General features: G+C 44.7%; 1 protein-coding gene. It reads left to right on the forward strand.

Going from position 1 to position 608, the window contains the following annotated elements; all coding sequences use genetic code 11:
- On the forward strand, positions 1–608 hold a 608-nt coding region (locus O3664_RS09140), incomplete at both ends, for a DUF1542 domain-containing protein (protein ID WP_371613940.1).

The following is a 608-nucleotide window of genomic DNA, read 5'->3' on the forward strand; positions in this document are numbered from 1 at the left end:
AAGAACGATGTGATTGATGCCAATAACGATTTGACTGCTGAAGAGAAAGCCAAAGCTAAGGAAGACGCCAAAGCCAAAGCCGATGCAGCTAAACAAGCAATCGATAGCGCAACAACAAACGCAGCGGTAGAACAAGCTAAAAATGACGGAGCGACAAGTATATCATCAGTCACTCCAACACCAACAGCTAAACCGGCTGCAAAACAAGCCATCGATGACGCATTGAAAGCTAAGAACGATGTGATTGATGCCAATAACGATTTGACTGCTGAAGAGAAAACCAAAGCTAAGGAAGACGCCAAAGCGAAAGCTGACGCAGCGAAGCAAGCAATTGACAACGCGACAACAAACGATGCAGTAACTCAAGCTAAAAACGCTGGGGCAGCAAGTGTATCATCAGTCACTCCAACACCAACAGCTAAACCGGCTGCAAAACAAGCAATTGATGACGCATTGAAAGCTAAGAATGACGCGATTGATGCCAATAATGACTTAACAGACGAAGAAAAAACTGCAGCTAAAGCAGATGCAAAAGCCAAAGCCGACGCAGCGAAACAAGCAATCGACAACGCAACAACAAACGATGCAGTTGAGAAAGCTAAAAACGA

Source organism: Streptococcus sp. 27098_8_109, assembly GCF_041432295.1.
Taxonomy (GTDB): domain Bacteria; phylum Bacillota; class Bacilli; order Lactobacillales; family Streptococcaceae; genus Streptococcus.